Source organism: Pedobacter soli, assembly GCF_900101435.1.
Taxonomy (GTDB): domain Bacteria; phylum Bacteroidota; class Bacteroidia; order Sphingobacteriales; family Sphingobacteriaceae; genus Pedobacter; species Pedobacter soli.
Genome location: NZ_FMZH01000007.1, coordinates 349,999 through 370,666 on the forward strand (window position 1 = coordinate 349,999; position 20,668 = coordinate 370,666).

The 20,668-nt window shown below is 39.8% G+C and carries 23 protein-coding genes; 11 read left to right on the top strand and 12 right to left on the bottom strand.

Annotation, left to right across the window (positions count from 1 at the left end; all coding sequences use genetic code 11):
• The first annotated feature begins 50 nt into the window (after positions 1-50).
• From BLR37_RS17060 to BLR37_RS17085, 6 genes are all read left to right on the top strand, one after another.
• Entirely contained in the window at positions 51-1,073 is a 1,023-nt protein-coding gene (locus BLR37_RS17060; RefSeq protein ID WP_090770627.1) for a threonine aldolase family protein, read from the top strand.
• A 47-nt stretch (positions 1,074-1,120) separates the two neighbouring features.
• A complete protein-coding gene (locus BLR37_RS17065; RefSeq protein WP_090770629.1) occupies positions 1,121-1,813 on the top strand; it encodes a hypothetical protein in 693 nt (230 codons plus the stop codon).
• Between the two features lie 81 nt (positions 1,814-1,894).
• The gene (gene accC, locus BLR37_RS17070; RefSeq protein ID WP_244154683.1) at positions 1,895-3,424 is read left to right on the top strand and encodes an acetyl-CoA carboxylase biotin carboxylase subunit; all 1,530 of its coding nucleotides are present in this window, start codon (positions 1,895-1,897) and stop codon (positions 3,422-3,424) included.
• Between the two features lie 114 nt (positions 3,425-3,538).
• Entirely contained in the window at positions 3,539-4,123 is a 585-nt protein-coding gene (locus BLR37_RS17075) for a riboflavin synthase (protein WP_090770630.1), read from the top strand.
• Positions 4,124-4,290: 167 nt separating this feature from the next.
• Positions 4,291-6,939, top strand: coding sequence for a glycoside hydrolase family 78 protein (locus BLR37_RS17080; protein ID WP_244154684.1), 2,649 nt, complete (start codon positions 4,291-4,293; stop codon positions 6,937-6,939).
• Between the two features lie 330 nt (positions 6,940-7,269).
• Positions 7,270-7,731 carry a DUF4268 domain-containing protein gene (locus BLR37_RS17085; RefSeq protein WP_090770633.1) on the top strand — a complete coding sequence of 154 codons (462 nt, stop codon included), beginning with the start codon at positions 7,270-7,272 and terminating at the stop codon, positions 7,729-7,731.
• Here BLR37_RS17085 and BLR37_RS17090 read toward each other — a convergent pair.
• Positions 7,728-8,876 carry a tetratricopeptide repeat protein gene (locus tag BLR37_RS17090; protein WP_090770635.1) on the bottom strand — a complete coding sequence of 383 codons (1,149 nt, stop codon included), beginning with the start codon at positions 8,874-8,876 and terminating at the stop codon, positions 7,728-7,730. The genes BLR37_RS17085 and BLR37_RS17090 overlap by 4 nt on opposite strands.
• Before the next feature lie 143 nt (positions 8,877-9,019).
• Here BLR37_RS17090 and BLR37_RS17095 point away from each other — a divergent pair, with 143 nt between their 5' ends.
• From BLR37_RS17095 to BLR37_RS17105, 3 genes are all read left to right on the top strand, one after another.
• A complete protein-coding gene (locus tag BLR37_RS17095) occupies positions 9,020-9,316 on the top strand; it encodes a hypothetical protein (protein ID WP_039478153.1) in 297 nt (98 codons plus the stop codon).
• Positions 9,317-9,328: 12 nt separating this feature from the next.
• Positions 9,329-9,916: a porin family protein gene (locus tag BLR37_RS17100; RefSeq protein ID WP_090770637.1), complete on the top strand. Its 588-nt coding sequence runs from the start codon at positions 9,329-9,331 to the stop codon at positions 9,914-9,916.
• 80 nt (positions 9,917-9,996) lie between these two features.
• Entirely contained in the window at positions 9,997-10,728 is a 732-nt protein-coding gene (locus BLR37_RS17105; RefSeq protein WP_143009607.1) for a DUF6794 domain-containing protein, read from the top strand.
• A gap of 41 nt (positions 10,729-10,769) precedes the next feature.
• Here the strand turns inward: BLR37_RS17105 and BLR37_RS17110 are convergent, their stop codons facing one another.
• From BLR37_RS17110 to BLR37_RS17130, 5 genes are all read right to left on the bottom strand, one after another.
• Positions 10,770-11,693: a YihY/virulence factor BrkB family protein gene (locus BLR37_RS17110; RefSeq protein WP_090770641.1), complete on the bottom strand. Its 924-nt coding sequence runs from the start codon at positions 11,691-11,693 to the stop codon at positions 10,770-10,772.
• A 74-nt stretch (positions 11,694-11,767) separates the two neighbouring features.
• A complete protein-coding gene (locus BLR37_RS17115; RefSeq protein WP_090770643.1) occupies positions 11,768-12,166 on the bottom strand; it encodes an META domain-containing protein in 399 nt (132 codons plus the stop codon).
• Between the two features lie 55 nt (positions 12,167-12,221).
• Positions 12,222-12,746 (bottom strand): GNAT family N-acetyltransferase, encoded by a 525-nt coding sequence (locus tag BLR37_RS17120; RefSeq protein ID WP_090770645.1) that lies wholly within the window; start codon positions 12,744-12,746, stop codon positions 12,222-12,224.
• A gap of 104 nt (positions 12,747-12,850) precedes the next feature.
• Entirely contained in the window at positions 12,851-13,393 is a 543-nt protein-coding gene (locus BLR37_RS17125; RefSeq protein ID WP_090770647.1) for a DUF4199 domain-containing protein, read from the bottom strand.
• Between the two features lie 114 nt (positions 13,394-13,507).
• Positions 13,508-13,981, bottom strand: coding sequence for a response regulator transcription factor (locus tag BLR37_RS17130; protein ID WP_090770649.1), 474 nt, complete (start codon positions 13,979-13,981; stop codon positions 13,508-13,510).
• A 181-nt stretch (positions 13,982-14,162) separates the two neighbouring features.
• Between BLR37_RS17130 and BLR37_RS17135 the strand changes: the two genes are divergently transcribed.
• Positions 14,163-14,957, top strand: coding sequence for a hypothetical protein (locus tag BLR37_RS17135; protein ID WP_090770651.1), 795 nt, complete (start codon positions 14,163-14,165; stop codon positions 14,955-14,957).
• A 72-nt stretch (positions 14,958-15,029) separates the two neighbouring features.
• On the opposite strand, the gene BLR37_RS17140 is transcribed toward BLR37_RS17135, so the two are convergent.
• The 5 genes from BLR37_RS17140 to BLR37_RS17160 all read right to left on the bottom strand — a co-directional run bounded on the left by BLR37_RS17140 (position 15,030) and on the right by BLR37_RS17160 (position 17,949).
• Complete coding sequence (locus BLR37_RS17140) at positions 15,030-15,659, bottom strand: alpha-ketoglutarate-dependent dioxygenase AlkB family protein (RefSeq protein WP_090770653.1); 630 nt, start codon at positions 15,657-15,659, stop codon at positions 15,030-15,032.
• A gap of 6 nt (positions 15,660-15,665) precedes the next feature.
• Entirely contained in the window at positions 15,666-16,514 is an 849-nt protein-coding gene (locus BLR37_RS17145) for a methylated-DNA--[protein]-cysteine S-methyltransferase (protein WP_090770655.1), read from the bottom strand.
• A gap of 133 nt (positions 16,515-16,647) precedes the next feature.
• Complete coding sequence (locus BLR37_RS17150; protein WP_090770657.1) at positions 16,648-17,187, bottom strand: MepB family protein; 540 nt, start codon at positions 17,185-17,187, stop codon at positions 16,648-16,650.
• A gap of 10 nt (positions 17,188-17,197) precedes the next feature.
• The gene (locus BLR37_RS17155) at positions 17,198-17,536 is read right to left on the bottom strand and encodes an avidin-fold protein (RefSeq protein WP_090770659.1); all 339 of its coding nucleotides are present in this window, start codon (positions 17,534-17,536) and stop codon (positions 17,198-17,200) included.
• Positions 17,537-17,583: 47 nt separating this feature from the next.
• On the bottom strand, positions 17,584-17,949 hold the full coding sequence (locus BLR37_RS17160) for a hypothetical protein (protein ID WP_090770661.1): 366 nt from the start codon (positions 17,947-17,949) through the stop codon (positions 17,584-17,586).
• A 244-nt stretch (positions 17,950-18,193) separates the two neighbouring features.
• Here BLR37_RS17160 and BLR37_RS17165 point away from each other — a divergent pair, with 244 nt between their 5' ends.
• Positions 18,194-18,541: a single-stranded DNA-binding protein gene (locus BLR37_RS17165; protein ID WP_039478179.1), complete on the top strand. Its 348-nt coding sequence runs from the start codon at positions 18,194-18,196 to the stop codon at positions 18,539-18,541.
• 49 nt (positions 18,542-18,590) lie between these two features.
• On the opposite strand, the gene BLR37_RS17170 is transcribed toward BLR37_RS17165, so the two are convergent.
• Positions 18,591-20,642, bottom strand: coding sequence for a TonB-dependent receptor (locus tag BLR37_RS17170; RefSeq protein ID WP_090770663.1), 2,052 nt, complete (start codon positions 20,640-20,642; stop codon positions 18,591-18,593).
• Between the last annotated feature and the right edge of the window lie 26 nt (positions 20,643-20,668).

A 20,668-nucleotide genomic window follows, 5' to 3' on the forward strand; every position in this document is an offset into this window, starting at 1 on the left:
CATTGGTCTTTTTTTGAACATCACGAATTTTTTTACAATCGAATAGCGAAATGAACAACAGATTTTTAGATTTCAGGAGTGATACCGTAACCAAACCAACCGCCGGAATGTTGGAAGCCATGATGACTGCGAAAGTGGGAGATGACGTTTTCGGAGAAGATGAAACCGTGCATGCGCTGGAGACCAAACTAGCTTCGACCTTTAACATGGAAGCCGGATTATTTTGTCCGTCCGGAACGATGACCAACCAGATCGCCATCAAGTGTTTTACCCAGCCCATGGATGAGGTAATCTGCGATCAGACTGCACACGTTTACCGCTACGAAATTGGTGGCATTGCTTTTCACTCCGGCGCATCGGTAAGGTTGCTGCATGGCGAGCGTGGTATTTTAACACCCGAGCTTATCGAGCCTGAAATTAACGATGACAATATTCATTATCCCAATTCGAGTTTAGTTGTTTTAGAAAATACGGTAAACAAAGGCGGTGGAAGCTGTTATACCTTATCGCAAATTGCGCCAATACACCATTTGTGCAATATTAAAGGGCTGAAATTGCATTTAGACGGTGCCCGCATTTTTAATGCTTTAGCGGCAACGGGCGATCACGCCAGTGAGTACGGTAAATATTTCGATGGCATTTCGGTATGTCTCTCAAAAGGTTTAGGTGCTCCCGTTGGTTCGGTGCTATTGGGCACCAAACAAATGATCAATAAAGCGCGTAAAGTAAGAAAGGCATTTGGTGGCGGGATGCGCCAGGCAGGTTTTTTGGCTGCTGCAGGTATTTATGCTTTAGATCATCATGTAAGCAGGCTAAAAGAAGATCACGCCCATGCTAAGGCTTTGGCTATTGCGCTGGCGCGCACTTCTTATGTAAAATCGATTATGCCTGTTGAAACCAATATTGTGGTTTTTGAAGTAGAAAAAGGCACTGCAGAGAAAATTGTCCATCAGTTTAAAGAAAAAGGCCTTCATTGCAATACCACAAGCGATAGTACCATCCGTTTGGTTACTCATTTAGATCTTACTTCTACGATGATTGATCAGGCTATTGAAATAATTTTGCACCTTTAAGCAGAAACTTATATTTGTTCCTAATAACCAAGTGTAATAATAATATAATGAGCAAAGACAATCAATCACCTTTGGATGGGTTTTTAGAAATCTTAATACAACAGCACGAAAAATCAGCTGAAAATATTAACACGGCTTTGTATGACGATATCGTTAATACTGCAGAGATTCTTAAAAAGACCGAGGATGATGCTGTTCGTACAGAGGCTGTAGCTAGCTTGCGTAATCGTTTTAAAAATGAAGATCTGAATCAAGTCACAGATATTTTTATTTACTGTCAACGCTTTTTATCGGAGAATGATGACCCTCTTCCAATGGCTTCACAACTATGCATCTCAATTGGTAAATTATTTACTAACGAAAACCTACACTATGCCGTTGGTAAGGTTTATAGTAGAGATGAAACAGAAAGTGGGGCAGCTTTATCATTTTTAGGTTACCTAGCTTTAATTGAGCAGCATACATTTTATGTGCTTAATTTTATAAAAGAAAATTTTGCTGGTTTTTCTCCAAATAACAAAACAACATGCGTATTTCAACTTAAAGAAATACTTCCCGATAATGAAATTGCGAAGCAGATCGTGGTCAATAGTGGCATTACAAGATATGAACTAAGTTTTAGTACAGACATTGATTCGTCATCAAAACCCATTACATTTCAAACCGGGAAAGTTGATGGAAGCTTTAATGCTGGGATGGAAGAGTTAAAACCCAAACGTCCATGGTGGAAGTTTTGGTAGAAAAGTAAATTAAATAGCCTTTTTTAAGTTTATCCATTATTTAGATGGAGCATCTGAAAAACAATGTAGCATACTAAATGAATGATCCAACAAACCAAAATGCCCGAAAACTCCAAACTCCAAACCCCAATCTCCAAACTCTTAATTGCTAACCGTGGAGAGATTGCTTTGCGTATTATGCGCTCGGCAAAAGAAATGGGCATTAAAACAGTTGCCGTTTTCTCGGAGGCTGATCGCAATGCCTTACACGTTCGTTATGCTGATGAGGCAGTATGCATCGGACCAGCACCTTCCAATCAGAGCTATCTGGTAGGAGAAAAAATTATAGAAGCCTGTAAATTAACCGGAGCCCAGGCTATTCATCCTGGTTACGGTTTTTTATCTGAAAATGCTGCTTTTGCACAATTGGTAGCCGATGCTGGTTTGATTTTGGTTGGCCCCTCGCCACAGGCTATGGAAATTATGGGTAATAAATTGTCTGCTAAGGCTGCAGCCTTAAAATACAACATTCCTATGGTACCTGGTACCGAGGAGGCCATTACCGATGTGGAAGAAGCGAAGCAACGTGCCATTGAGGTCGGTTTTCCGATTTTGATTAAAGCTGCTGCCGGTGGTGGTGGTAAGGGCATGCGCATTGTAGAACAGGCAAGCTATTTTGAAGAGCAAATGCAGCTGGCCGTTAGCGAGGCAACCTCTGCTTTTGGCGATGGATCGGTTTTCATAGAGCGTTATGTCACATCACCTCGTCATATCGAAATTCAGGTGCTGGGCGATACCCATGGCAATATTGTGCACCTTTTTGAGCGTGAGTGCTCGGTGCAGCGCCGTCACCAAAAGGTGGTTGAAGAAGCCCCTTCGTCGGTATTAACCGAAGAGATCAGGCAGCGTATGGGCAAATGTGCGGTAGATGTAGCCCGTTCGGTTAATTACACCGGTGCCGGAACGGTTGAATTTATCCTGGACGAAAACCTCGATTTTTTCTTCCTCGAAATGAATACCCGTTTGCAGGTAGAGCATCCCGTTACCGAACTGATTACCGGGATCGATCTGGTAAAAGAACAGATTAAAATCGCTTCGGGCGAAAAATTAAGCTTTAGTCAGGACGATTTAAAAATTAGTGGCCATGCCATTGAGCTTAGGGTTTATGCCGAAGACCCAGCCAATAATTTCCTTCCGGATATTGGTACGCTTCAAACCTATATTACCCCGCAGGGAAATGGCGTAAGGGTTGATGATGGCTTTGAACAGGGAATGGAAATACCCATCTATTACGATCCGATGATTGCCAAACTGATTACTTACGGCAAGGATAGGGAAGAAGCTATGGTGGGTATGGTGCGGGCAATTGAAGAATATGATATTACCGGGATAGAAACTACCTTAGGATTTGGTAAATTTGTCATGCAACACGAAGCTTTCAAAACCGGAAATTTTGATACGCATTTTGTTGCTAAATATTTTAAACCCGAAAGTTTAAAGGTACAAGACCAAACCGAAGCTTTAATTGCGGCGGTAATGGCTGCTAAGCTGTTTCAAAAAAAGGATGTGCAGCTTAACGATACTACAAAGCAAAGTACTTCTGACTGGAGGAAAAACAGATTAAAATATTAACACATTTTACGATTGCGCGGATCGTCATTCCCAACTTGATTGGGAATCTTAAGCCAATAGCTTTAAGATTCCTGGCTGCTCAGGAATGACGGTTTACAGAAAAAATAAATACCCATGTTCACAGGAATTATAGAAACTTTAGGCGAAGTTACCGCCATTAAAAACGATCATACCAATATCCATTTCACCATTTCATCGGCCATTAGCCACGAGCTTAAAATAGACCAAAGCGTAGCACACAATGGCGTATGCTTAACGGTTGTAGCTTTAAATGATGGTACACATACCGTTACCGCAATAGATGAGACATTGAATAAGACCAATCTGGATGCGCTTAAAGTAGGAAGTAAAGTGAATTTGGAGCGTTGTATGCAAATGAACGCCCGCCTTGACGGCCACATTGTACAGGGGCATATAGACCAAACCGCAGTTTGTGTTAAGCGCGAAGAATTGGATGGTAGTTGGGAATACCGCTTTAAGTACGATGCTTCGGCTGGTAATGTAACCGTAGAAAAAGGCTCGGCCTGTGTAAACGGCATTAGCTTAACCGTAGTAAATTCTGCCGCTGATGAGTTTTCGGTATTTATCATCCCATATACTTTCGAGCATACCAATTTACAGGAAGTAAATGTTGGCGATACCGTAAACCTGGAGTTCGATATCATTGGCAAATACGTGGACAGGTTAATGAATAAATAAAATTATTTTCAAAGTGTTGATTTTGTTTTAAGTGCTTGTTAGTGAGTTTTTTATTTTATTTTAGGCGTTGTTGTAACGCTTAATTTTTCATAACAGTGCAGGATAGTTGGGCGGATAATATTGCTGATTATTACTGTGAAACACAAAAAACCTAACACTAACCATTTATGAACAAAATCCCGCGTATGCAAGGCGTAGTCTGTACCCTTGCCGTACTATTTTCGATTGTTACCCATACCTTTGCACAGAAAATTTCGGTAAAAGATTTAACGGTAGAGCATTTGGTGAATCCTTTAAATTTGGATAACCTCCAACCTCGTTTTAGCTGGAAACTGGTTTCAGCAATTAAAAATACACATCAAAATAATTACGAAATCAAATTAGGTACTACAGCCAAAATTGATAAAGCAATTTGGAAAGCCAATGTAAGTGACGATCAATCGGTTTTGGTTACTTACAAAGGTCCCCAACTCACATCTAAAACCAGGTATTACTGGCAGGTAAGGGTAAAAGATAACCATGGCAATACTTCGGCCTGGTCACCGGTTCAGTATTTTCAAACGGGTTTAAAAGCAGAAGACTGGAGTGCCAAATGGATTACGGTTGAAGGAAAAGATACAGCCCAGGCCAGCCCGATGTTTAGAAAAGAAATCAACCTGAAAAAGGCTGTCCGCTCGGCAATGGCTTACATTACGGCAAAAGGACTATATCAGGCCGAGTTGAATGGCAAGCGTATCAGCAATGCCTATTTTGCACCAGGCTGGACAAGCTATAAAAACCATATCCAATATCAGGCTTACGAACTGGGCCAAACATTAAAAAAAGGTGCCAATGTAATCGGCGTATCATTGGGCGATGGCTGGTATAAAGGCCGCATAGGTTTTGGCTGGCAGAAGCAGTTTTATGGCGATACACGCGCTTTGTTATTACAACTTGAAGTAGAATATACCGATGGAAGCAAAGAAACTTTTGTTAGCGATAATAGTTGGAAAAGCAACTACGGGCCAATTCGTGCCGCAAATATTTACGATGGTGAAAATTACGATGCCAGATTAGAAATAGCTGGCTGGAGCAATATTGGTTTTAAAGAAACTGCAGACTGGAAGCCTGTGCGCACACTCGAAAACGGACCTGAAAAACTGGTAGGTATGAGCGGGCCACAGGTAACCAAACACGAAGAATTTAAAGCTTTAAAGATTTTTAAAACCCCTTTGGGTGAAACCGTTGTTGATTTCGGACAGAACCTGGTAGGCTGGGTGATGCTAAAAGCCAAAGGCCCTGCAGGCACTAAAATTACCGTCAGCCATGCCGAGGTTTTAACAAAGGACGGTAATTTTTACACCACCAACCTGCGTACTGCCAAACAGCAAAACAACTATATTTTAAAAGGAGATGTAGAGCAGGCTTTCGAGCCACATTTCACTTTTCAGGGTTTCAGATATGCTAAAATAGAAGGTTATCCGGGCGAATTGAAGCTGGAAGATTTAACCGCTGTTGCGGTTTACTCAGATATGCAAACCAGCGGAAAGTTCAGCACTTCTAATCCTTTGTTAAATCAATTGCAGCATAATATCAGCTGGGGACAGAAAGGCAATTTTGTTGATGTACCTACCGATTGTCCGCAGCGCGATGAGCGCTTGGGTTGGACAGGCGATGCGCAGGCTTTTGCCAATACTGCAGCCTATAACATGAATGTTTCTGGCTTTTTTACCAAATGGTTAAAAGACGTAGCGGCCGATCAGTTACAAAGTGGTAGCGTACCTTTTGTAATACCTAATGTACTGGGTAAGAACGATGCCGGTTCGGCAGGTTGGGCCGATGTGGCCACCATTATTCCATGGGATTTATATGTGGTTTACGCAGATAAAGGCTTGCTCGAAACCCAATACGGAAGCATGAAAAAGTGGGTTGATTATATTTCATCAGTTTCTAAAAATAATTTGTGGAACAGTGGTTTCCATTTTGGCGACTGGTTGTTTTACCGCCCTAACGATGATAATGATGGCCGCGCAGCAGTTACCGATAAATACATGATTGCGCAAACATTTTACGCGCATTCTACCCAGTTACTCATTAACGCAGCAAAAGTTTTAGGTAAAACCGATGATGTAACCAAATACAGCGATTTGCTGGCCAAAATAAAGGAAGCATATATTAAAGAAAACATGACGCCAAGCGGCAAACTGATTTCGAATACCCAAACGGCCTATGTATTGGCATTGCAATTTGATATGCTGCCAGAAAACTTGCGCGCGCAGGCTGCACAACGTTTGGTTGATAATGTTCGCGATTATGGTAATCACCTTACAACAGGTTTCCTGGGTACACCATATCTCTGCCATGTATTAAGCCGCTTTGGTCATGAGAACGTAGCTTACGATTTGTTAATGCAGGAAAAATATCCATCGTGGCTTTACCCGGTAAAAATGGGCGCAACTACCATTTGGGAGCGCTGGGATGGAATTAAGCAGGATGGCTCTTTCCAAACCGCTGACATGAATTCTTTTAACCACTATGCTTATGGCGCTATTGGCGATTGGATGTACAAAAACATTGCAGGGATTAACCCGGTTGTTGCGCAGCCAGGCTATAAAGCCATTTTGATTGCGCCACGACCTGGGGGTAAATTAACCAGTGCTTCGGCCGAGCTGGAAACCGTTTACGGAACCGTAAAATCTTCCTGGACTTTAACCGATGGAGTTTTTAAATTGGATGTAGTTGTTCCTGCTAATGCTACAGCAACCGTGATACTACCCAAAACCGATAAGAAGGAAGAAATTGGCTCCGGAAGCTATCATTTTGAAAGTAAATACTAACGATAAGTAGCCATAAAGCCCCGGTAAAATACAATTCTTTTTGTTGGTTTGAATATACATTTTTTAATATAAATTGTTGGTTGTAATATGCAATTTGCATTCAGGCAGGATTTTGAAACTAAATATTAATCGCTTAATATTGCAGCACGGTTAAAAGGGTGGCTGTATCATTTATATTGTTTGTCATCCTGAGCCTGTCGAAGGAGTATAGTAAAGTATATAACTAAAACATTTCGACTACCTGTCCCGATTTTTTCGACAGGCTCAACCTGACAGATATAAAAAGTTCGACTAAAAGATTCAGTCTTTTGACCGAAGACCCAATAATACATGTACAGTAGAGAAGAATCAGTAAGGTTACGCCAACAATTTTGGATCAGTTTCGGACAATACATGAAACCCGTTCCTTCGGCCAGTGGCTCGACGGTAAACTGGACCAATTATAAAACGGGCGTTAAAAATATCTTCTTTAAAATGGATGTCGACAAGAAGGAAGCCTTTATCAGTATTCAGCTTCCTCACCCCGATGCAGGAATCAGGCATTTAATATTCGAGCAGTTCGAAGAGTTTAAAGCCATGTTCAGCAATGAAATGGGCGAAGAGTGGGACTGGATTAAGGATGCAACCGATGATTTTGGTAAAACCGTGAGCCTGATTTCAACGAGAATTACTGGCGTAAGCATTTTTAACCAGCAGCACTGGCCCGAGCTCATTTCTTTTTTCAAACCCCGTATCATTGCACTCGATGAATTTTGGGACAATGTAAAGCCGGTGTTCGAAAGTCTGGTTTAATCGGCCAGGTTCAGTTGTGCTACCCGGTCTTTAGCAAACTTAATTTCTTCCTTATCATCTGTTAGGTTTGGCTTGCATTTTAAATACAGGTTGTAATATTTTAAGGCATTGCCACTTTGCTTAAAGCGGGTATCGTAAAGTATAGCCAGGCGATAGTACAGAGTAGGGGTGGCATCAAATTGCAAGCCTTTTTTATAGGTGGCATTGGCCAGGCTAAACTGATTATTTTCTTCATACACAAGGCCCAGCAAAGAATAATAGCTTGGGGTATTGGGTGAAATGGCCTCATCAATTGTTTTCTTTGCATAAATGGCTGCCTGCGGATAGTTTTTTAAAGCCCGGTAACTTAATGCCGTATAATACAAAGTAGCTTCGTTTTGCATGACCATTTTCTCCAGCATTTTAAATAGATCAATGGCTTTCTGGTATTTTTTGGTATAGTAGTAAGCTTTGGCTACATCTTTCACTACCCCCGCATCGGCACCATCCTTTAATAGTTTTTCGCCAGCTGCAATTACCTCATTGTATTTTTTTAACTGGTTGGCTACCGGCAATTTTTCTTTTTGTAAAATCAGGTTATCGGTATCTGCTTTGCTGGCAATATCAAGCACTTCATAAGCTTTTTCGTAAGCTTGTTTCAGGGAGTAAATACCAGCCAGGTCTGAGGCAACGTCACCTTCAGTTGGGTTAATTTTATTGGCTTTTAATAAATACAAGAGTTTAAGCGAATCGGTAGGAATGCTGTAGAGATTAGCCAAAAGCTTATACACATTAAAATTATTACTGTCTATTTTTACTATTTCGCCATAGTATAACCGGGCTTTTTCAGTATTGCCCCGCCGGGTATTAATGCTGCCCAAACTAAACAATATGGGCAAGCTCTGTGGTTGGAGGGCATAAGCTTTGGTGTAAAATTTTTCGGCTTCAACATTGTTCCCTGCCATTAAAAAGCAATACCCCATTTGGCTAAGTACTTTAATATCGCTCACATTTTCGCCATAAACTGATTTCAGGTATTGGCCGGCATCAGCATAGCGTTGGGTCTGGTATAAATCGAAAAGTTTTTCTTTATCTACAGTCACATCCTGACTGTAAGTTACCTTAACAAGGCAGCATAACACGAATACTAAAAATAGCTTTTTCATAATAAGGAATTATAAAACTAATTTATTAGTTGTTTTTATCATTTCCAAATTTATTTTGGATAAGGGTGTTGAAAAAACTGAACTAAAAACAAAATAAAGCTTAATGGGTTTATAAGGAATAGTTTAACTAAAAATAAGAACCTATGAACACTTTAAAAAAGTTTGAATTAATGGAAAAGATTGTGCGTGAATTGGAAGATCTACAAAATTCTCAGCAGGCCCTTATTCAGAAAATTGGTAAAATTGAAGTAGATAACATCGAATTGGGCGATAGCCGTTTGGAAAAAGATTTACCCGATATTCATCAAAATTTAGGCGATAACTTAGATACTATTTCGGGAATTTTAGATTACTTTGCAGGTAAAACACAAAACTTTGGTGATAAAAACAATGTGGAAGCCTTAAAAGAACAGGAAGCCATAAACAATGCCACCAGCTAAATTTAATCGCATATGAAATTTTTATCTTTAACCGTTGCTTTCTTACTTGTTGGCCTGTTCGCCAGTGCACAAGTATTACCTTCATTCCAGCTGGGCATTAAAGCTGGTGCAAATTTTTCGAAATTTGATAGTGAAAACACTTTTAACAGTGAAAACCGCGCAGGTTTTTACGGCGGGCTATGGGCCAGGCTAGGGGCTGCAGGCATTTACTTTCAACCGGAGCTGTATGTTTCTGGTAAGAAAACAAGTTTGGTGAGCAATACGGGAGAGGTAAATAAAGTAACCTTTACCAGTTTAGATGTGCCTTTACTGGTAGGTACCAAGTTTGGTGCTGCAGGTGTTGGTTTACGTTTAAACACCGGACCTATGTTTTCGTTAATTTTAGATGAAAACCAAAGCTTTAGTCAGGCCGCAGGAACCGTTTTCAGGGCCGATTTTAAAAATCAGGCAGTTGCCTGGCAATTTGGTGCAGGTTTAGACCTTAAAAAGTTAAGCTTCGATGCACGTTACGAACTTGGTTTATCTAAAATCAACAAAGCAGGTTATCCGGGCACTAAGTTAAACTTATTTACAGTTGGCTTAGGGTATAGGATTTTGTAATAAAAATTATCTAGATTTAAAGAGGTGTTCATTGTTAAAATGGACACCTCTTTTTGTATATGCCTAAATCTATGTTAAATGTGAAAGCTAATTTCTTTTTGTTAATGGCTATTTGTGTGATGATTGCGTGCAATGCTCAACAAGAGCATGCCCGACCCAAAAATTTGAATGAAGCCATATCATATTTAAAAGTAAACAATTCGAAGGCTGAATTGGATGATTTTAAAAAGACTGATGAGACGGAAGCTGTGTTAAGATTGCACTTTACCAAAGGGATGTGGATAAGAAATAAATGGCTTTGGGGAAATAGAAATCCTCCTTTGATTCTTTATTTTAAATCTATGGGGATCAGCCGTCCGGATGATATTTCGTCAATAATCTTAACATCATTGCACCGGGATTTAAATGGGAAAAAAATTGATCTCGAAAGTCAGGTAAAGGAATATTTGGATTATACTAAAACTATATCCGATTGCGAGACCAGGCTTAGTGAGAGGGCGCTTTCTGCTTTTGAAAAGTTTAAAGTTGGGGATACAATTTCTGTTTACATGCCTGTTCCGGATTATATCGAAGGCCGCAATGCAGTATATTACATGTGCCCTAAGGAAGATTGGGATTTTAATCCAAAGCAGGACTTGAAAATTAAAGGCATACTCGTAAAAAAGTATAATATCAATTCAGTAAAAAATGTATTTTTCAAAATAAAAATAACATCACTCAACCGGACTGACACGCCAATTCTGATGGAAAAAGTTAATGTTGGAGATAAACATGATTTTTCACTACAAGGACTTAGAGTAGAAGCGCATTAATGCTGCGAGCTGAGAATAATTTATAAATTCATTGCCACTTTCTATTCCCCTTTTTCCAGCTCCACCTCGGTAAGTTCGTAAGCAAACGATCCTTTTTTAGGTACAATAGGCGTTGCCCTGCCAATGCTGAGTGCTTTAATAAACGAAGCACCAAAATAAAAAATCAGCGATGAGTAAAACACAAAAAGCATAATTACGATAATGGAGCCAGCCGACCCGTAAATGTTGCTGATATTACTCAGCGGCAATAAAATCCTTAAAATATACTTACCAGCAGTAAATAAACAACCGGTTAACAAACCACCCGAAATGGCTGCGCGCCAGGTTGGCCTTCCGTTGGTTAAAAACCTGAAAAGCATGGTAAACCAGGTGGTTACAATAATTACAAAAACCAACTGGTTAATAATAGAAGTCAAAACCAACCCGAAAGAAGGTGAACTTGTTTTTAAATAAGCACCAATAAAGGCCTGTACACTATCGGCCAGTAAGCCAATAAAAAATAAGATGCCCGCCAGCAGGATGATGATAACCGATACCGCCCGCGATTTAAGGGTATAAATAAGACCCTTTTTATCTTTTTTACCAATGTTCCAGATTTGCTCCAACGAGTTTTTAATTACGTTGAACAGGGTAGTGGCTACAAACAGAAAAAATATAAAGCTGAACAACGTTACATACCAAGCCTGATCGATCCCTCTGATGTTCCTTAAAGTTGTTCTGATTTGGGTAATACTGTCGTTATCCAAAATATTGGCCAACCGCTCGAACAAATGGGTTACAAACAGTCTCCTGTCGGTAAACATGCCAAATAACCTGATCAGGATGATGAGGATAGGTGGCAAGGCAAAATTGGTGAAAAAAGCAGTAGCGCCGGCTAAGCGTAGCGGATCATTTTGCTGAAATAAATTAAATGCTTTTCTTATGGTAGAGAAAAAAAACTTCAGGTCTTCTATTATCGATGGCATCGCTACTGCGTTAAACTAAAAGGCGCGAAATTAGCAAAAATACTTTGTTGGCGCCTTTTGTATCGTTAAAGTTTCTAATTTGTTTTGGTAAAAACAAGTAGCGTTTTTTCGCCATTTAACAGATAAAGCTTGTTATCAGTTACTTTTGCACTGTTTACCTGGTTTAATGCATGCAAATAAGCCCGTTCTGCCGCATCGGTTTCCTGACAAAACATTTTGGTGCTGAAAACATTTTTTACGGTGATTTTATTGTCGGCAATTTCAGCCTGCCCACCATAACTATTGCAAAACGATTTTCCGCTAAGTTTTAGGCTATCAGCAAAATTTAGGGTTGCCTTTGCAGCTGCCGGAAGCGTTAATCCAGGCAATTCAGTTAGTTCCCATTGCGTATTGGTAAATTTTGCGGGATCTATTTTTTCTTTGCACGAACTGAATAGCAGAAGGACCAGGCCAATAAAGATCAGATTTTTCATGTTTTTTAGTTTTTAATGATTCGCTATTTCGTATCAAAAACTAAACCAATTGTTTTTAAAAGCTATTTTTCATTTCCATCCAGTGATGTTTTATCCCCTGATAATCGAAAAGCGAAATGCGTTTTAGCCCTGTTTTTTCTAAAACATGGATAGAACCGAGGTTATTCACATCCGCTATGCCGATAATTTCTGATAGTTTTAAGACATTGAAAGCATAATCTCTTGCTGCCATAGCCGATTCGGTAGCATAGCCCTTTCCCCAGTATTTTTTGCTAAACCTGTAGCCCAAATCGTGATAATTAACACGATTATTTATGGGCTCAGTAATCAGTTTCAAACCTGCCCAGCCTACAAAATTTTGGCTTGCCTTTTCAATCACTGCCCAGCGGCCAATGCCATTTTCTACATATTGCCGGCGGATAAATTCGATATTGGCCTCGCTCTCGTCAATGGTATTGAAAGGTTTATTTCCCAGATAAAGGTGTACTTCCGGGTCGCTGTCCATTTCGAACATGCCAGCCGCATCGGCAGGTTGTAATTCTCTTAATATCAATCGTTCTGTTTCGGCAAAAATCTTCATCGTCAGTTTAAAGTCGTGGGGTTAATCTATGTATTTTTGATTAAAGTTGCCACAGACTACATTGAATCTGTTAATCTGTGGCTTAATGAGTTTAATAATCATTACTAAATTGCCTGCGCAGTGAATGTTTGCTGCGGCTTCCTTTTTAAAATTAACGCCGCGATTAATGATACCAAAATGCCTACCGGTAAAATTTCCATATAAGTAAATAATACCACCATAAGCGGATTTTTGTACAATTTCTGGTTATAAGCCAGCTCTTTGGCTTGTTTGGCCAGTTCTGCAGCCGATGCACCACTATCTTTCGCTTCTTTTAGCATGTGAGCCACATACTTATCCATAAAATCGGGGATAAATACATAATAATCAACCAGCCAGGTTAGTACGTACATGGTCGAAGCAATTAAGCTGATGTAAAGTCCGGTTTTAAAGGCTTTACCAAAAGTGATCGAACCATTGTTATACTTATCGCGGTAGTTCTTTATGCCTACAAAAATAAAGGAGAAGGCCAACACCATTGAAGCATAACCAATGAGCATGCTATGTTCGAAATTGGCATCGCTGTTACATCTGGCCATCGAAATTACCATTAATACGGATGCAATTACGCCAGCAATTAATCCGAATACAATTACATTCTTTTTCATCTTTTTTAGTTTAAGGGTTTATGCCTCAAAGTTGCTTCGATTATTTGTTTTAGCCCTCATACTTTAGGGTGATTTTGAAATCAGGCCGTTTTTTAATACTAAAGTTGTATGCAATTAGGGGATGAGGCTTAATCTTTTTGCGGTTTCTATAGCCTGTGTCCGGCGCTTTACTTCCAGTTTTTCGAAAAGCCTGGCATTGTGTGTTTTTATGGTATTTAACGAAACAAATAATTTTGTTGCAATTTCCTGGTTGCTCAACCCTTCCGACATAAGCTGCAAAACCTCCAGTTCCCTTTTGCTGATGTTGAGTTTGATTAGCTCTTTTTCATTTAGCACAAAGGTTTCGGGTTTTTCGGTGAAAATCTCTTTTTCGATCAGGATGGTTTTGGGTTTACTTAGTTTTAGTGCCAGCCAAATGCCCAGAGCTGTAAAAAGTACTGCTATTGCACCAGCATAAATTTCGAAGGCATGGTTAATGATGATGAAACGCAGTTCGAGCCATTTGAGTAAAAAAAGTAATGCCGCAAGGAAAACGCCATAAAGAATGGTGCTTTTATTCTTCACTAAAAAATTAACTGCGTTTGGCATGGGAATGATTCTTCAGCTCAAAAATAAGGAATTCAGCTGGAAGTGTGGAAGCCCTGACTGAAGGCATTGGAAGTCATGTGATTAATAGTTAATTTTTAGTTAAAGTGGTAATTTTCTGGTGACTTTGATAAATTAAACGCCCGAAAGATTTTAAATTCGCAAAAAATAAATTGCTATATCTATGAAAATTACGCTTTATGCACTCTTTCTTGCTGTTGTACTGTTTAGCTGTAAAACAGAGAGTCCGGAAAAAACTTACAAAGCCAGATCAATTACTGCCAACGATGATTTTAATGTTTTTCCTGAATCGAAGAAAAATATTCTCAGCATTGTAAAAACCGATTCGGGCGCCCTGGCTTATGCCGATCGTTTTGCCATTCGGTATAAAGATACTACCATTAACATTGATGATGCACCAAACCCTGCCACCAAGAAATTTTTGGATGCCATCTACATCAATACGCAGAAAACTGCTGTTTTGGTGCAGGTAGCTAACGAAAAGGGCAGAAAAGCTCCTTTTTATATTATTGCGGTAAATAACGGTAAAACTGAAGTGGTAAGCCTGAATAAACCTTCAAATGGAGCCAATGATAAAAAAAATACCGTTGGTGCCGAGGCGATTAAATTGACCAGTTTGCTAATCAATAACGATTATTTTATCAATACAGTTAATTCGAAGGTTTACGAGGTTAAGCGCCAAAATGAAGCAGAACGGATTCAGGGTAGGTTTTTTATGTACTCAAGAGACAAAAGAACGCTTGTTTTTTTAGTTAAAAGTACCTTGTACCAGGTTAATGTGGCTACCGGCGAAACTTTCATACAACCGCTACCAGAAGGGCTTATTAACGAACCAGATACTTTAATACGTACTGTACAAAGTGATTATAGCTGGGTGCCGAGCGCTAAAGGAACACTATTCTTAAAGAAAAATGCCGATGATAACCGCATTGTAGATATTAAAGAATTTAAGCATTAAGATTCAGATAATTATTTGAACGAAAGCGGCTACAATTGCATTGTAGCCGCTTTTTTTACGTGTGCTGTTCTATTAGTCCTTAATTGGGATCGCAGAAAGATCCATTGTCCTAAAAGTTAGGTTTACCCTAGGCCGTGTTATCTTTTTGGTTGGTGGTAGCCGATGCAACCAGTTTGTTTGGGTTTCATCTTTCATTACCAGTAAGCTGCCATGTTCTAAAAACAGGGTAACGGTTTCTTTGCTTTGTTTGTGTTTAAAAAGAAAGCGCCTTTCTGCCCCAAAACTTAACGATGCTATGGCTGAATCTTTAGCTAAAGCTTTTTCATCGTCGCTATGGTAAGCCATACCTTCGTCGCCATTGTGGTAAAGGTTAAGCAGGCACGAATTATAGCTGTGGCCCGTTTGCTTTTCGGCCATTGTTTTTAACTCCAGCAATTCCGGTGTCCAGGGTAAGGCCAGTTTAGAGCGGTTAGAGTAAGTGTAAGAATAAGCTTCGTTACCATACCAGGCCACTTTTCTCTTGGTTATAATGTGTTTGCCCATAATAAAGGCCTCATCGTTTTTCCATTCAATGGTATTCATCAATACCTCGAAGTAATGATCGGCTTCCTGTCTGCCAAATAATTTCCCATAATAATTTACAGTTCCGCCGTAAGGAAGCAGGTTTTGGTTAACGTTAAGTTCTGTGCTGAATAAATCCATGGTTACTTATTTAAACTGTACATCCATTTTTGCAGCTTCCCAGCCAATCATTGCCGTTTTTCTGTCAAGCCCCCAATGATAACCTCCTAAAGCGCCGCTCGATTGGATTACGCGGTGGCAGGGGATCAGGAAAGCCACGGGATTATCGCCAATAGCTGTGCCTACTGCTCTTGACGCATTTGGATTTTGCAGTTGTTTGGCCAGGTTGCCATAGGTAGCCAGCTTACCCATCGGGATTTTTAACAAGGCTTCCCAAACCTTTAGCTGAAATTCGGTTCCCTTTAAATGCAGTTTAACCTGGCTGAGCTTGCTCCAGTCGCGACTGAAAATGTATAAAGCATTCTGCTGCTGCATATCGAACATCTGCTGATATCTCGCTGCGGGGAATTTGGCTTGCAAATTAGCCAGTGCAGCCGGTTGATCATCGTAAAAAGCCATGTGGCAGATTCCTTTTGGTGTAGCTGCTACAATAATATTACCAAAAGGACTTTCAGCAAAGCTGTAGTTAATCTGCAGGTTCTCGCCTCCATTTTTATATTCGCCGGGAGTCATCCCTTCAATGTTCACAAACAAATCGTGCAAGCGACTGGTTCCCGATAAACCGGTTTCTAAAGCCGTGTTGAATAAACTCTGGTTATCTTTAAGCATTTCTTTGGCATGGGCGATGCTAATGTATTGCAAAAAACGTTTTGGGGTAGTTCCTGCCCAATCGCTAAATAAACGCTGAAAATGGAAAGGACTTAAATTTACCGTTTCGGCAATTTCTTCTAAATCAGGCTGTTTTTTATAATTGGCCCTGATATAGCTTATGGCATCTGCTATGCGGTTGTAATTAATTTCTTCTTGTGCTTTCATGGTTTTGAATAATTATATCCAAAAGTACCTGGTAAAGAAAGGGCAAACTACCCGAAACTTGCTGAGTTTAATTTATTGATCAGAGCAAAGATGGAGCTTTCCTGTAATTGTTTAGTAATTATACAAGCAAAATTTATGGGCTTAAAAGTTTTTTCGCCAGTGAAATAGTTAAAGAAGACTGATTTGAAAGGAGCAAAAAATATTGCGTTTGCCACAGCTGTGTTTTAAGCGCCTGCTTGCTGCTTACTGTATCCCATGGCGGATAAACCCTGATTCCTCTTTTACCAGTATTTTTATGTTGGGTTACTATTTTTTGCGTAATCAGTATCTCTTTCGGGAAAATAAATTGCCCCTGTAGCTCTCCGTTACAGACAGAAATAATCAACAAATCGAAATCGTCTGAAGCATCGAAAGGTTCGGTAATTCCTTTTTCACTGCGTTTCCAGATGGTTACAAACTGCCCCGTTTTGGCTGGGGTAATTTTAGCCTGCCGGTGTTTAATCTTTAACTCGTTCAGCTCAAAAGTTGCGGCATAATATTCCTGACTTTCCGGTTCCTTCTGGTAGTTTTTAATCTGGTAGCCCGAAGGATGGTAGCAATTTTTTATTGCAGCCAGTAATACGGGTGGCAGGTTTGCTAAATTTTGAGGCAAAACTGTGGTTGATTCAGACATCCCTGATTTTTTATTGCTCTTCAATAACAGATTCGCCTCTGGATTGATCTCCGGAAGTCCATTGCCAGGTTTCATGAAGCCTGATTTTACCATTCGGTAATTGCTCGGGTTTCGAATTGCAAATGCCTGTCATTAATATACCGGCATCATTTATTTGATGATAACGCATATCAATATTCCCCTGTTCATCAACCAAACCGATTAAATGGCCATAGTTAATCTTTCCTCCGCTATATTCGGCAGTTAACAGATTACCCTCTTGTTTATATCGAAAGATAGTTTCATCCGATGTTTCGCCGTTTTCCGTATTGCTAACTGGTTTAAAAGTTTTATTGTTGTAGTTTACCATAAGTTATAAAACTAGCAATCTCTTTTACAATAACGAAATTCAATACATCAGGCCAGCCAAAGTTTTTCCTCCCGTTTTACCAGCAGGTAAATATCTTCACTTAGCAACAGATAACCATATTCATAACAGAACACATACACATTCCCGTTCTGGGTAATGTAGCTAAAGGTATGATAATCGAAATTAAAACCAGCGTTAATTAGCTTCTTTTTGCTAACTTTTGTTTTTCCTTTAGGGGTTAACTTTGCTAAAATTGACCTGTTTTTTCTTAAAATGCTGTTTATCCGCCGAAGAACAAAGTTTTCTTCAACTTTTAAATGGTTGTTGTGGTTGTTGCGACAAGAATCGTCGCAAAATTTTTTATCGGCTCTTCCCTTTATAGAATTGCCGCAATCCAGGCATAAACGTTCCATAATAATTTTCTTCTTTTTATTATGGGATGATTGATCCTAATTTATAAAATAAATCGTGGGAACAAAAAAAATAAAAAATGCTGTTTGGAGGCGTTAAGCGCATATTATCCGTGTATAACCGTTTATAATCGACTATAAATATTTAGATTCCGACTAATTTTCCATTCCGACTGCAATTTTGTGTTGTCGGTTGCCGCGGTGGCAGCTGTTCGTTAAAAGATTAGAAACTTAAATTTTAAAGATCATGGAAAATGTAATTAACAAAGTTGTATTGAGTGGCTATGCTGGTGCTGATGCCGAGGTGAAAACATTTGGTAGCCAAAAATTAGCGAGAGTCAGTTTGGCTGTACACGATGCATATAAAAATGCAGCAGGAGAAGAGGTTAAAAATACCAACTGGTTTACTTTAACTTTTTGGAATGCGAATGCTGATCTTGCAGAAGAGCAGATTAAAAAGGGTACAGGCTTATCAATTGGAGGCCGGTTGCGTCAAAGCAGTTACGATGCTAAAGATGGTTCGAAACGTTATAGTACCGACATCATTGTAACAGAGCTGGCTATTAAAGACACAGGTGCAAAAACTGCATTTTAATCATGGATTTCCAATTAGCATCATGTAGTGATACATGATGCTATTTTTATTACAGTTTTACGGATAAACCCGTATAGAAGTTAATGCCTGCCGCCGGATTGAAATATCTTCCGTTAGCGGCATTTAAGTCATTACCCAGGCTGTACTTTACATTTAGCAGGTTATTTACTCCGCCAAATACTTCAAAATGGGTTTTGCCTACCTTTAAATTTCTGATGCCTGCTTTTGCTTCAATCAGATGATACCTTTTTGCAAATACTGTATTGGCATCGTTTAAAGGAATAGCGGAAGTATAGTTGTGTTGTACAAAAAGATAAAATGCTTTTGGAAAGTTAAGCTCCAGACTGTTTATCAGGACGTGCTCAGGTACACCTGTGAGTTTATTGTTGCTGTAATCTGATGTGCCACTGATAAAATTTTCAAACCGGAAATGACTGAAAGTATAATTGCTTCTGAGTTGTAAACCGCTTAAAAATGAAGTTTGGTTTTTGATTATCCAGATTGCTGTTTCCAATTCAATTCCCTGTTGTTTTGTACCGCCGGCATTAATAAAGTATTCTGCATCGTTCTGGTTCAGCCTGCGTACAATGGCATCCTGTAATCGGTAGCTGAATATATTACCATTGGCATAAAAGCGGTTGTTTTTCGTTTGATAACGCAGGCCAAGCTCATAGTTCCAGCCACGTTCGGCCTGCAGGTCGTTATTGATGTTATTGTCTGACGAGCGTACTTCGGCAATAGTAGGTGGCGAATAACCCTTACTAACCGAAGCCCGGGCCGAGAGGCTTTTGCTGATTAAGTAGGATAAAGCCAACTTAGGCATAAACTGCGGATCAAATTTCCGGCTTTTAGTTGCAATGGCGACAGGAAAATAACTTTCGTAGTTGTAATTGAAGAAATTTAAACTCGAAGCAAGCTCAATCAATAATTTATTATACAGATCGAAATTTAAGCGGAGATAAGCAAAATTCTGATTGGCTTTTAAACGATCAGAAGCTTGCATGGCTGCGGGTTCTCCGGCATTATTGTTGAAATTTTTGATCTCGCTCTTTGTACCCGAACTTTCTAATCCAATTTGCGCCCCGAATTTGAAATGTTCTTTTACTTTATCGTAGCCTAAAAAGGTTCTTAGCCCCAGGGTGCTTTCGTAACGTTGTTCGTAATTGGTAATAAACGGATTCTTAAAGTCGGTATAGGTGGCGAACAATGCGATTACGTGTTTTAGTCCAGGTGTAATCTGGTAGGTGTTAGACAGGCCTCCAAAAACTGTTTTGTTATATATGGCTGCTTGCTGGGTAATGGCTCCAGGTAGGGTAGGTGTTGCGGGCCGGGCCAATTGAGGATCTTGTTCCAGTTGCGCAGCTGTTAAACCTCCGGGCGTTTTGTAGTTCAGATCGCTGTAGAAAATAAAAGCCTTTAAACTGCCAAAAGCATTATAATCCCACTGTTGTTGTGTTTGGATATATTTCCGGTTTAAGGCACTATTCTGTCGGAAACCGGTGCTTTTTTGGTATCCTTCGCTAATACTAAAACTGTAATTTTTAAAGCGGTGCTGAATAGCTGCTGTTTGATGGAAAAGACCGTATGAGCCTGCCTGCACAGCAGCATTAATTTCGTTGCTTTTAATATCCGGAGGAGTGATGAGTAGTGCACCGCCTGTATTTGCACCAAATATGCTCGCATCTGGACCTTTATAGATCTCCATGTTGCCCACAGCGGTTACATCCAGCGCATTTAAATAAGTATTGCCTCCAGCATCGGTTAAGGGAAAATCATCTACATAAATCTTAATGTTGCGGATGCCAAATGGCGAACGAAGTAAACTCCCACGGAGAGATAAGCGGTAACTGCCAGGCGAGCGCTCTTCCATGCGTACACCAGTTACGGTATTTAAGGTACTTGCCAGCGAATTTGCTGATTGATTTTTAATCAGGTTGCTGTCAATCAGGCTCACCGCTGATACAGATCTTAATAAAGGTTGGTGGTTATAATAACCTTTAACAGTTATTTCTTTAAGTTTTTGGCTTGTATCTGGTTTTAACGTTTGTGCCAGGCTGGTAAAAGAAATTAAGCTTAGCAATAAGATAAGGTTCAGTTTCAATGGGATCGTTGCTTGAATGTTTAGCC

What these genes read in the sequence shown, in the direction of transcription:
- BLR37_RS17150 (WP_090770657.1), bottom strand. Translation starts at nt 17,187, where the DNA reads ATGTCTGAATCAACCACAGTTTTGCCTCAAAATTTAGCAAACCTGCCA.
- BLR37_RS17080 (WP_244154684.1), top strand. Translation starts at nt 4,291, where the DNA reads ATGAACAAAATCCCGCGTATGCAAGGCGTAGTCTGTACCCTTGCCGTA.
- BLR37_RS17165 (WP_039478179.1), top strand. Translation starts at nt 18,194, where the DNA reads ATGGAAAATGTAATTAACAAAGTTGTATTGAGTGGCTATGCTGGTGCT.
- BLR37_RS17155 (WP_090770659.1), bottom strand. Translation starts at nt 17,536, where the DNA reads ATGGTAAACTACAACAATAAAACTTTTAAACCAGTTAGCAATACGGAA.
- BLR37_RS17140 (WP_090770653.1), bottom strand. Translation starts at nt 15,659, where the DNA reads ATGGATTTATTCAGCACAGAACTTAACGTTAACCAAAACCTGCTTCCT.
- accC (WP_244154683.1), top strand. Translation starts at nt 1,895, where the DNA reads ATGATCCAACAAACCAAAATGCCCGAAAACTCCAAACTCCAAACCCCA.
- BLR37_RS17145 (WP_090770655.1), bottom strand. Translation starts at nt 16,514, where the DNA reads ATGAAAGCACAAGAAGAAATTAATTACAACCGCATAGCAGATGCCATA.
- BLR37_RS17130 (WP_090770649.1), bottom strand. Translation starts at nt 13,981, where the DNA reads ATGCCAAACGCAGTTAATTTTTTAGTGAAGAATAAAAGCACCATTCTT.
- BLR37_RS17100 (WP_090770637.1), top strand. Translation starts at nt 9,329, where the DNA reads ATGAAATTTTTATCTTTAACCGTTGCTTTCTTACTTGTTGGCCTGTTC.
- BLR37_RS17090 (WP_090770635.1), bottom strand. Translation starts at nt 8,876, where the DNA reads ATGAAAAAGCTATTTTTAGTATTCGTGTTATGCTGCCTTGTTAAGGTA.
- BLR37_RS17110 (WP_090770641.1), bottom strand. Translation starts at nt 11,693, where the DNA reads ATGCCATCGATAATAGAAGACCTGAAGTTTTTTTTCTCTACCATAAGA.
- BLR37_RS17095 (WP_039478153.1), top strand. Translation starts at nt 9,020, where the DNA reads ATGAACACTTTAAAAAAGTTTGAATTAATGGAAAAGATTGTGCGTGAA.
- BLR37_RS17075 (WP_090770630.1), top strand. Translation starts at nt 3,539, where the DNA reads ATGTTCACAGGAATTATAGAAACTTTAGGCGAAGTTACCGCCATTAAA.
- BLR37_RS17120 (WP_090770645.1), bottom strand. Translation starts at nt 12,746, where the DNA reads ATGAAGATTTTTGCCGAAACAGAACGATTGATATTAAGAGAATTACAA.
- BLR37_RS17060 (WP_090770627.1), top strand. Translation starts at nt 51, where the DNA reads ATGAACAACAGATTTTTAGATTTCAGGAGTGATACCGTAACCAAACCA.
- BLR37_RS17085 (WP_090770633.1), top strand. Translation starts at nt 7,270, where the DNA reads ATGTACAGTAGAGAAGAATCAGTAAGGTTACGCCAACAATTTTGGATC.
- BLR37_RS17115 (WP_090770643.1), bottom strand. Translation starts at nt 12,166, where the DNA reads ATGAAAAATCTGATCTTTATTGGCCTGGTCCTTCTGCTATTCAGTTCG.
- BLR37_RS17160 (WP_090770661.1), bottom strand. Translation starts at nt 17,949, where the DNA reads ATGGAACGTTTATGCCTGGATTGCGGCAATTCTATAAAGGGAAGAGCC.
- BLR37_RS17065 (WP_090770629.1), top strand. Translation starts at nt 1,121, where the DNA reads ATGAGCAAAGACAATCAATCACCTTTGGATGGGTTTTTAGAAATCTTA.
- BLR37_RS17135 (WP_090770651.1), top strand. Translation starts at nt 14,163, where the DNA reads ATGAAAATTACGCTTTATGCACTCTTTCTTGCTGTTGTACTGTTTAGC.
- BLR37_RS17125 (WP_090770647.1), bottom strand. Translation starts at nt 13,393, where the DNA reads ATGAAAAAGAATGTAATTGTATTCGGATTAATTGCTGGCGTAATTGCA.